The 9,930-nt window shown below is 70.4% G+C and carries 7 protein-coding genes; 5 read left to right on the top strand and 2 right to left on the bottom strand.

The window, feature by feature from the left end:
• Positions 1-6 precede the first annotated feature (6 nt).
• Together WML84_RS09630 and WML84_RS09625 are read right to left on the bottom strand one after the other, a co-directional pair.
• Positions 7-1,032, bottom strand: a complete 1,026-nt coding sequence (locus WML84_RS09630) for a LacI family DNA-binding transcriptional regulator (RefSeq protein WP_347345928.1) — start codon at positions 1,030-1,032, stop codon at positions 7-9.
• Between the two features lie 58 nt (positions 1,033-1,090).
• On the bottom strand, positions 1,091-2,311 hold the full coding sequence (locus WML84_RS09625; protein ID WP_347345927.1) for a Gfo/Idh/MocA family oxidoreductase: 1,221 nt from the start codon (positions 2,309-2,311) through the stop codon (positions 1,091-1,093).
• A gap of 130 nt (positions 2,312-2,441) precedes the next feature.
• Between WML84_RS09625 and WML84_RS09620 the strand changes: the two genes are divergently transcribed.
• The 5 genes from WML84_RS09620 to WML84_RS09600 all read left to right on the top strand — a co-directional run.
• Positions 2,442-4,655 (top strand): glycoside hydrolase family 36 protein, encoded by a 2,214-nt coding sequence (locus tag WML84_RS09620; protein ID WP_347345926.1) that lies wholly within the window; start codon positions 2,442-2,444, stop codon positions 4,653-4,655.
• A 108-nt stretch (positions 4,656-4,763) separates the two neighbouring features.
• The gene (locus WML84_RS09615) at positions 4,764-5,693 is read left to right on the top strand and encodes a sugar ABC transporter permease (protein WP_347345925.1); all 930 of its coding nucleotides are present in this window, start codon (positions 4,764-4,766) and stop codon (positions 5,691-5,693) included.
• A 15-nt stretch (positions 5,694-5,708) separates the two neighbouring features.
• Positions 5,709-6,626, top strand: coding sequence for a carbohydrate ABC transporter permease (locus tag WML84_RS09610; protein WP_347345924.1), 918 nt, complete (start codon positions 5,709-5,711; stop codon positions 6,624-6,626).
• Between the two features lie 43 nt (positions 6,627-6,669).
• Positions 6,670-7,998 carry a sugar ABC transporter substrate-binding protein gene (locus WML84_RS09605; RefSeq protein ID WP_347345929.1) on the top strand — a complete coding sequence of 443 codons (1,329 nt, stop codon included), beginning with the start codon at positions 6,670-6,672 and terminating at the stop codon, positions 7,996-7,998.
• A gap of 70 nt (positions 7,999-8,068) precedes the next feature.
• Positions 8,069-9,930, top strand: a 1,862-nt coding sequence (locus tag WML84_RS09600; protein ID WP_347345923.1) for an alpha-galactosidase, incomplete at its 3' end; no start/stop codon positions are given.

Genomic DNA, 9,930 nt, shown 5'->3' with positions numbered 1-9,930 from the left:
GGGGCCTCAGGCCACCGTCTCGGACTCCGCGCAGCCGCACGAGGCGCGCCGGATGAGCGTCGGCTCGAACACGCGGTGGTGCTTCTCGCCTTCCCCGTCGATCAGCGCCGAGACCGCCGCACGGGCCATCTCCTCGATCGGCTGCGCCACCGTCGACAGCGGCGGCCAGCTGTACTCGGCGTCCTCCGAGCCGTCGAACGAGACGATCGCGATCTCCTCCGGCACCCGCACCCCCGCCTCGTGCAGCGCCTTGAGCAGTCCGACCGCCTGACGGTCAGACCCCACGAAGAGGGCCGTCGGACGGACCGCGCCGTCGAGCAGCCACCGGCCGGCGTCGTAGCCGCCCGACCGGTTGAACGGCTGGCGGAGCACCGGCCCGGCGACCAGGCCCAGCCGTGCGATCGTCTCGCGCCAGCCCACCTCGCGCGCGTCGACGGTGTTGTCGGTGTTCGTCCCGATCACGAGCCCGATCGTGCGATGACCGTGCGCGGCGAGATGTTCGACCGCGAGTCGCGAGCCGCCCGCGAGGTCGACGCTGACCGAGTCGACGCCCGGAGTCGCGACGTACTGGTTGAGGAGCACCGCCGGGATGTCGGCCTGCTCCAGCGCTCGCAGGTCGGGCTCGACGATCGAGCTGCACACGAACACGCCGTCGACGCGACGGGTCGCGAAATGGTCGATGTGACGGCGCTCCAGCGCGAGCGAGCCGTCGGAGTTGGCCATCAGCAGGTCGTAGCCCCGCTCGGCGGCGGACTGCTCGACGGCGTGGGCGAGGCTCGCGAAGAACGGGTTGGTCGAGTCGGGGACCACCATGCCGAGCGTCTCGCTCGAGCCCAGTCGCAGCGCGCGTGCCGCGCGGTTGGGACGGTAGCCGAGCATCGCGATCGCCTCGCGCACACGCGTCTCGGTCGCCGGTGACACCCGCTTGGAGCCGTTCACCACGTAGCTGACGACCGCAGTGCTCACCCCGGCGAGCCGGGCGACGTCGTTGCGCGTCGCCGCGGGCTTCGTGGGAGCGGGCGTGTGCGGCATCCGTGCCATTTTAGTGAGGCGCGGATGCCGCACACGCCCGGAAGCGGACACCGTCCGATCAGGCGGAAGCGCCCTTGGGGGCGTCGCCGAAGTCGGGCACCGCGAGCCGCTCGCCGCCGCGCAGCGCGGACTCGTGCGCGATGATCCCCGGCAGCGTGTAGCGCGCGGCCTCCCACGCGTTCACCGGCGGGAGCGTCCGCGTGGCGACGGCGGTGACGAAGTCGTCGACGAGGAAGTGATGGCTGCCCTCGTGGCCGTTCGGGAGACCCTGGAACTCGGCCGGCAGGCGGCCGGCGTCGTGGACGGGGGCCAGACCCGACACGAACGCGTCGCGCAGGGCCGGGTCGACATCGGCCAGCGACGGGTCGTCGAGGTCCATGCTGGGCTTGGTGTCGACCTCTTCGGTGACGTCGGTGACGCCGTCGCGGTCCTGCCACAGCGCCGCGATCGCGGTCTGCTCGAAGCTGCCCTCGGTGCCGAAGTAGCGGAAGCGGCTCTCGCGGATGTGCGCCGGGTAGCCCACGCGGCGGAACTCGTTGATGCGCATCGACCCGCCGCCGGCGAGCTCGAACAGCGCCGTGGCGTTGGAGAAGTCGTTGTCGAACATGCTGACCTCGCGGTCGAACACGCCGTCGCCGCGGTCGTCGGGCACGCCGATGCAGCTGACGCTCACGGCGTGGCCGCCGATGGCGCCGAGCACGCCGCCGACCGAGTGCGTCGGGTACAGCATCGGGGGATAGCTGGCGGTGCGCTGCCACTCGTCGCCCCCGCTGTACTGGTAGGCGGCGTAGAAGCCGAGGTCCATGTCGTGGACGTAGTCGCCCTCGGCGTAGAAGATGCGGCCGAACGCGCCCTCGGCGACCCGCCCGCGCGCGTAGACGGTGGCGGGGTTGTAGTAGCTGGTCTCGCCCATCATGTAGGTCAGGCCGGTCTCGCGCACCGCCTCGATGATCGCCTCGATCTCCTCGACGGTGATCGCCATGGGCACCGCCGAGTAGACGTGCTTGCCGGCGCGCAGCGCCCGCACCACGAGGGGGCCGTGCGTCCAGCGCTGCGTGAACAACGCGATCGCGTCGAGGTCGCTGTCGAGCATGTCGTCGAACGAGTCGAACGTGCCGGCGAGACCCTGCTTCTCGACGAGGGACGCCGCGCGCTCGGGCAGCAGGTCGGTGACGTAGACGGAGCTCACGAGGGGGTGCGCATGGAAGAGCTTGGAGAACTGGCCGGAGAACTGTCCGGCGCCGACGATGCCGATCGAGAAGGCCTGGGCGGAAGTCATGCGGCGAGTCTCGCATCCCATGGTTACACGAGTCAACAAAGAGTTGCGCCCGGGCGCGTCGCGCCCATATCGTGCTTCGTGTCGCGTCGTCCTACGCCGTCGCGCGACGGATCCGAGCAAGGGAGCAGGAGTGTTCGAGAGCGCCTACGCGCGATCCGGCCGGCCGTGCGAGCCGCCGAGGGAGCCGGTGCCCGGCTCGGTGTGGGCGGGCTCCGTGGCGCCCACCGCGCGCTCCGAGCGCATCCGGTGGAGGCCGGGCCGCCTCGAGCTCGTGCTCACGCACGCCGTCGACCACCCCGTGGTCCTCAGCGGACGCGGACTGGACGGCGACGAGGCCGTGGCCACCGGCGCGTCGCAGCCGCTCGTCGAGCTCATGGTCGCGGGCGACGGTCGCGCGCGCACGACGACGCGGTTCACCAACACCGGCGTCGGGGCACGGCTGCGCCATGTCGCGCATGTCGCCGACCGCGACGGCGACGCGGAGCGGCTGCGCGTCACGCAGCGCGATCCGCGCACCGGGCTCGTCGTCGAGACGACGCTGCTGGCCTCGGCCGAGGGGCACGGCATCCGCGTCTTCAGTGCCGTCCGCAACGACGGTCACGAGGCCGTCGTCGTGGAGGCGGTCGCCTCGCTCGCCCTCGGCGCGCTGGTTCAGCCGGGGGAGGACCCGCACGACCTCGACCTCTGCGCGGGCACGGGCGAGCAGCTCGCCGAGAACCGCTGGACCGTGCGCGCGCTGTGGGGCCAGGACGGACTGGGCGAGTTCAACTCTCCGCTGCACGGCCAGCCCGGCCGTGGCTCGGTCGAGGCCACCGGCACCTCGACCTGGACCACCGCGCGGGCACTGCCGACCGGCGCGCTCGTCGATCGCGCCACGGGATCGGGGGTCGCATGGCAGGTCGAGCACAACGGCGGCTGGCACTGGGAGGTCGTCGACATCCGCACCGGCGAGGACGCCGTGGGCCTCGTGCTCCTCGGCCCCGAGGGACTGCACCACCAGTGGGCGGAGCGCCTCGACCCCGGTGACGGGCTCACGACCGTGCCGGCCTCGATCGCCTTCTCGGACGGCGGCTTCGAGGGCGCCGTGGCCGAGCTCACGCGGCACCGGCGCTGGCTGCGCCGCGACCGTGCCGCCGACCGCGGCTCGCTCCTGGTCTTCAACGACTACATGAACACGCTCAACGGCGACCCCACGACGGAGCGGATCCTGCCGCTCGTCGACGCGGCGGCGCGCGCGGGAGCGGAGTGCTTCTGCATCGACGCCGGCTGGTACGACGACACCGACGCGCAGGACTGGTGGTCGACCGTGGGCGAGTGGATGCCGTCGCGCCGTCGTTTCCCGGACGGCGGCCTGCGGCGCGTGGTGGCCGCCATCCGCGCCGCCGGCATGAAGGTCGGCCTGTGGCTCGAGCCCGAGGTCGTCGGGGTCGACAGCCCGGTCGCCGCGACCCTGCCCGACGGGGCGTTCCTGCAGCGCCACGGCCTGCGCGTGCGCGAGCACGACCGCTACCACCTCGACCTCCGGCATCCCGCCGCCCGCGCCCATCTCGACGCGGTGTTCGAGCGGCTGATCGCCGATCTCGGCGTCGACTTCTTCAAGCTCGACTACAACGTCACGCCGGGCCCCGGCACCGACCGCGACGCGTTCACGGTCGGTGCGGGGCTGCTCGCCCACAACCGCGCCCACCTCGACTGGGTGCGGGCGCTGCGGGCGCGGCATCCGCGAGTCGTCTTCGAAAACTGCGCGTCGGGGGCGATGCGCGCCGACTTCGGGATGCTGGAGGTCTTCGACATCCAGTCGACGTCCGACCAGCAGGACCACCTGCTGTACCCGCCCATCGCGGCGGCCGCTCCCGTGCAGCTGCTGCCCGAGCAGGCGGCGAGCTGGGCGTATCCGCAGGCGTGGATGGGCGACGAGGAGCTCGCGTTCACGATGGTGACGGGCCTGGCCGGACGGCTGTACCTCTCCGGCTTCCTCGACCGGATGGACGACCGGCAGCTCGGGCTCGTGCAAGACGCGACGGCGCTGTTCCGAGCGCTCCGCGACGACATCGCGCGGGCGGTGCCGCGCTGGCCGGCGGGGCTGCCGCGATGGGATGGCGACGCCGTCGCGCTGCGCCTCGCGGCACCAGAACAGGATCTGCTCTACGTGTGGCACCGCGGCGACGCCGACGCGGAGATCCGGCTGGAGCTCGGCGCGGGGCTCGGCGCCGTGGGGCTCGAGGAGCTGTATCCGCGTGCGCTCGCCGACTGGGAGAGCCGCGACGAGGGCGGCGGGGTCGTCGTGCTCCGGCCCCTGGTCGCGGGGCCGTCCGCTCGCGTGTATCGGATCACGCTCGACTGAGCGCGGCGCCGGATGGGCAGCGCAGAACCGAGAGGGATCTTGCGAGCCAGCTAGTTACTCGTGTAACTTTCAGACCATTGTCAGCCGACACACAACGGAGTTCTTGGAATGGCAAACACACTCACCATCGGCGCTGCCGCCGGGCAGGCCACGGCGCCACGGCGGCGTCGAACCCACGGCGACCTGAAGGTCGCGCTTCTGTTCATCCTGCCCGCCACCATCGGGCTGGTCCTCTTCTACATCGTCCCGACGGCGCGAGGCATCTTCCTGAGCTTCACCGAGTACAGCGTGCTCAACGAGCCGAAATGGGTCGGCGGCGACAACTACGCCCGCATCGTGCAGGACCCGCTGTTCTGGAACGCGATGGGCGTGACGGTCTACTACGTCGTCATCAACATCGTGCTGCAGACGGCGCTCGCCCTCGGGCTCGCGCTCCTGATGCACAAGGTCGCGAAGTCCACGTTGATCCGCGGCTCGCTCCTCATGCCCTACCTGATGGCGAACGTCATCGCGGCGCTGCTGTGGTTCTGGATGCTCGACTACCAGATCGGCATCGTCAACCAGTTCATCGAGTGGGTCGGCCTCCCTCGCGTCGCGTTCTTCGGCAGTCAGGAATGGGCCATCCCCACGCAGGCCATCATCAACACGTGGCGGCACATGGGCTACACGGCGCTCCTGCTGTTCGCCGGACTCCAGGCGATCCCCAACACCGTCTACGAGGCGGCCAACCTGGACGGCGCGAACCCGTTCCAGACCTTCTCGCGCATCACGCTGCCGCTCCTGCGTCCGGTGCTCGCCCTCGTGCTCGTGCTCACCGTCACCGGCTCGTTCCAGGTGTTCGACACCGTCGCGGTCACCACCCAGGGCGGCCCCGTCAACGCGAGCCGAGTGATGCAGTACTACATCTTCCAGAAGGCGTTCACCGAGCTGGAGTTCGGGTACGCGTCGGCGCTCGCGATGATCCTGTTCCTCATCCTCGGCATCGTCGCGTTCATACAGATGAAGTTCCTCCGCGGCAACGAATCCGACCTGGCATAAGGGAGTGCAGCAGCAATGACTACGACAACGACTCTCGTCACGGCCGGACAGCGGACGCGCAAGCCCTTCCGGTGGGGCCTGTTCTGGGGCTGGGTATGCCTCGTCATCGCGATCGCGATCAGCATCCTGCCGTTCTACTGGGTGCTCCGCACCTCGCTCTCGATGAACGCCGGACTGGCGTCGAACTCGGCGAGCCTCCTGCCGGTCGACTTCAACCTCGGCGCCTACGCCCGCGTGTTCGGCCTGCAGTCCACCGAGGAGGCCCTCGCCCAGGGCGGCTCTGGTGCGCAGATCAACTTCTGGCAGTACATGCTGAACTCGATCGTGTTCTCGACACTGACGACCGCCGGTGCGGTGTTCTTCAGCTCGATGGCCGCCTACGCGTTCTCGCGCCTGCACTGGAAGCACCGCGACAAGGTGTTCGGTCTGTTCCTCGCGACGGTGCTGGTGCCGCCGATCTTCACCGCGCTGCCCAACTTCCTCCTGGTGAAGAACCTGGGACTGCTCGGCACGATGTTCGGCCTGATCCTGCCCTACGTCTTCATGACGCCGTTCGCGATCTTCTTCATGAGGCAGTTCTTCCTCAACATGAACCGGGAGGTCGAGGAGGCCGCGATGCTCGACGGTGCGTCGCAGTGGCGCATCTTCATCCAGGTCGTGCTGCCCAACGCCGCGGCTCCGCTCGCGACGCTCGCCCTCCTGACCTTCATGGGCCAGTGGAACGAGTACTTCTGGCCGCTGCTGGTCTCGGACGAGGGCACGCGCGTGCTCACCGTCGGACTCGGCACGTTCAAGTCGCAGTCGCCCCAGGGCGCACCGGACTGGTCGGGTCTCATGGCCGCGGTCCTGGTCTCGGCCGTGCCGATCCTGATCCTGTTCGCCGCCTTCGGGAAGAAGATCGTGAACTCGATCGGCTTCAGCGGCGTCAAGTGATCCTCGTCATCGACTCTGTCAACAAGGAATGACCACAATGGGCATGAACAAGAAGAAGAAGGCGTTCGTCGCCGCCGCGGTGGCCGTGGCATCCGTCGCGGCGCTCAGCGGATGCGCGGGCGCCGGAGGCGATCCCGAGGGCACGATCGACTACTGGCTGTGGGACGCGAACCAGCTTCCCGGCTACCGTCAGTGCGCCGAGGACTTCAACGCCGCCAACCCCGACCTCAACGTCAAGATCACCCAGCTGGGCTGGGACGACTACTGGAGCAAGCTCACGAACGGCATGGTGGCCGAGAACGCGCCCGACGTGTTCACGAACCATCTCGCGAAGTATCCCAACTACCTGAGGTTCGACCAGCTCGTGCCGCTCGACGACACGAACCTCGACTTCGACCAGTACGCCGACGGCCTCGCAGACCTCTGGGTGGGGCAGGACGGCAAGCGCTACGGCGTGCCGAAGGACTGGGACACGATCGCGCTGTTCTACAACGAGGACATGGCCGACGACGCGGGGATCTCGGCGAAGGAGATGGCGGACCTCGACTGGAACCCCGACGACGGCGGCACGTTCGAGCAGGCGATCGCGCACTTGACCGTGGACAAGAACGGCGTCCGCGGTGACGAAGCCGGCTTCGACAAGAGCAAGGTCGCCGTCTACGGCCTCGGGCTCGCCGGATCGGGCGGCGGCACGGGACAGACGGAGTGGAGCTGGCTCACCGGCACCACCGGCTGGACGCACACCAACAAGAACCCCTGGGGCGACCAGTACAACTACGACGACCCGCGTTTCCAGGCGACGATCGCGTGGTGGGCCGGGCTCATCGACAAGGGGTACATGCCGCGGCTCGAGACCACGATCGGCGCGTCCATGCCGGACAACTTCGGTGCCGGGCGTGCGGCGATCAACGCGAACGGATCGTGGATGATCGGCCAGTACACCGGCTACGACGGAGTGAACGTCGCGATCGCGCCGACGCCCGTCGGCCCGGAGGGCGCGCGCTCGTCGATGTTCAACGGGCTGGGCGACTCGATCTGGGTGGGCACGGACAACCTCGAGGGGTCGAAGAGGTGGGTCGAGTACCTCGGGTCCACCGCCTGCCAGGACGTCGTCGGCGACAAGGGCGTGGTCTTCCCCGCGATCCTGTCGTCCACGGACAACGCCGTCGAGGCCTATCGCGAGCGCGGCATCAACGTGGACGCCTTCACGGAGCAGGTCACCGACAAGACGACGTTCCTGTTCCCGATCACCGAGGATGCGGCGACGATCGAGGGCATCATGAAGCCCGCGATCGACGCGGTGCTCACCGGCCAGGCGGACGTCGACTCGCTGACCCAGGCCAACGACCGGGTCAACGCCCTGTTCAAGTAAGTACGATCACGAGGAGGCGGCGGAGCCCGGTCGATCCGGACTCCGCCGCCTCCTTCTCGAAAGCGAGTCCATGGAACCCCTCCACCTCCGTGCCGCCGGCACCAGCCTGCTCGTCGCCTTCCCCGGCGGCGAGGCCGAGATCGTCCATTGGGGCGCCGACCTCGGAGAGGCGCTTCCCGAGCTCGGGCTGCTCGGCGCGCCCGTGCCGCACTCGGCGTTCGACGCGCCGGTCGTCGCGGGGCTGATCCCGCAGTCGTCGTCCGGGTGGCTCGGTCGCCCAGGGCTCCGCGGGCACCGCGCCGACGGCCGCGGCTACTCGGCCGCGCTGCGCGTGACCTCGGCCGAGCACACGCACGGCGAGCGCGGCATCCGCATCGTGCAGGCCGATGCCGACGCCGGGGTCGAGGTGTCGACCGAGCTCGTGCTGCACGAGGGCGGCCTGCTCGAGGCGGTGCACGAGCTGCGCAACACCGGCGCCGACGCCTACGCGCTCGACGCGCTCGACGTCGCGCTGCCCGTGCCGTCCGGGGCCACCGAGCTCCTCGACCTCACCGGCCGCTGGTGCCGCGAGAACCATCCGCAGCGCCACGACATTCGGCAGGGCACGTGGGTGCGCAGCGGACGCCACGGCCGCACCGGTCACGACTCGTCGCTCCTCGTCGCGGCCGGCACGGCGGGCTTCGCGAACCGTTCGGGGCGCGTGTGGGCGACGCACCTCGGCTGGTCGGGCGACCACGAGCAGTATCTCGACGCCGCCGCCGACGGGCGGCGCATGCTGGGGGGCGGCGAGCTGCTCGGCTCGGGCGAGATCGTCCTGGCGCCGGGGGAGACGTACCGCACGCCGGCCCTCTACGCGGCGTACTCCGACCGGGGCCTGGACGGCGTGACGGATGCCTTCCACCGCTGGTTCCGCGCGCGTCTGGGTCACGTCGACACGGTGTCGGGGCGCGTGCGCCCGGTGGTGCTCAACACGTGGGAGGCCGTGTACTTCGACCACCGCCTCGAGCCGCTCGTCGAGCTCGCCGACGAGGCAGCCGCGCTCGGCGTCGAGCGGTTCGTGCTCGACGACGGCTGGTTCCGCGGCCGCCGCGACGACCACGCCGCCCTCGGCGACTGGTACGTCGACGAGACGGTGTGGCCGGAGGGCCTCACGCCGCTGATCGACGCGGTCACCTCGCGCGGCATGGAGTTCGGGCTGTGGGTCGAGCCCGAGATGATCAGCCTCGACTCCGACGTCGCCCGCGCCCACCCGGACTGGGTGAGCGGCCCGGCGGGACGGATGCCGCGGGAGTGGCGGCACCAGCACGTGATCGACCTCGTGAACCCCGAGGCGTGGCAGTACGTGTACGACCGTCTCGACGCGCTGCTGAGCGAGAACGACATCGCCTACCTCAAGTGGGACCAGAACCGCGACCTCGCCGAGGCGGGGCACGCCGGACGCGCGTCCATGCACGCGCAGACGCTCGCCCTCTACCGCCTGCTCGACGCACTGCGCGCCGCGCATCCGCGCGTCGAGATCGAGTCGTGCTCGTCGGGCGGCGCCCGCGTGGATCTCGGCATCCTGGCCCGCACCGACCGTGTGTGGGCGTCGGACTGCAACGACGCGCTCGAGCGTCAGACCATCCAGCGCTGGACCGAGGCCGTGCTGCCGCCCGAGCTGGTCGGCGCTCACGTCGGCCCCACCCACGCCCACACCACGGGGCGCGTGCACGACATCGGCTTCCGTGCGGTCACCGCGCTGTTCGGGCACTTCGGCATCGAGTGGGACGTCCGGCAGGCGACGCCGCACGAGCGCGACGTGCTCGCGCGCGCGATCGCGCTCTACAAGGAGCACCGGGCGCTGCTGCACTCCGGCGTGCGCGTGCACGCCGACCTCGCCGAGCCGAACCTCGCGCTGCACGGGGTCGTCGCGCACGACGGCGGCGAGGCGCT

This window comes from Microbacterium sp. (genome assembly GCF_039812165.1).
Taxonomy (GTDB): Bacteria; Actinomycetota; Actinomycetes; order Actinomycetales; family Microbacteriaceae; genus Microbacterium.
This window is presented reverse-complemented; position numbering and strand designations above follow the sequence as displayed.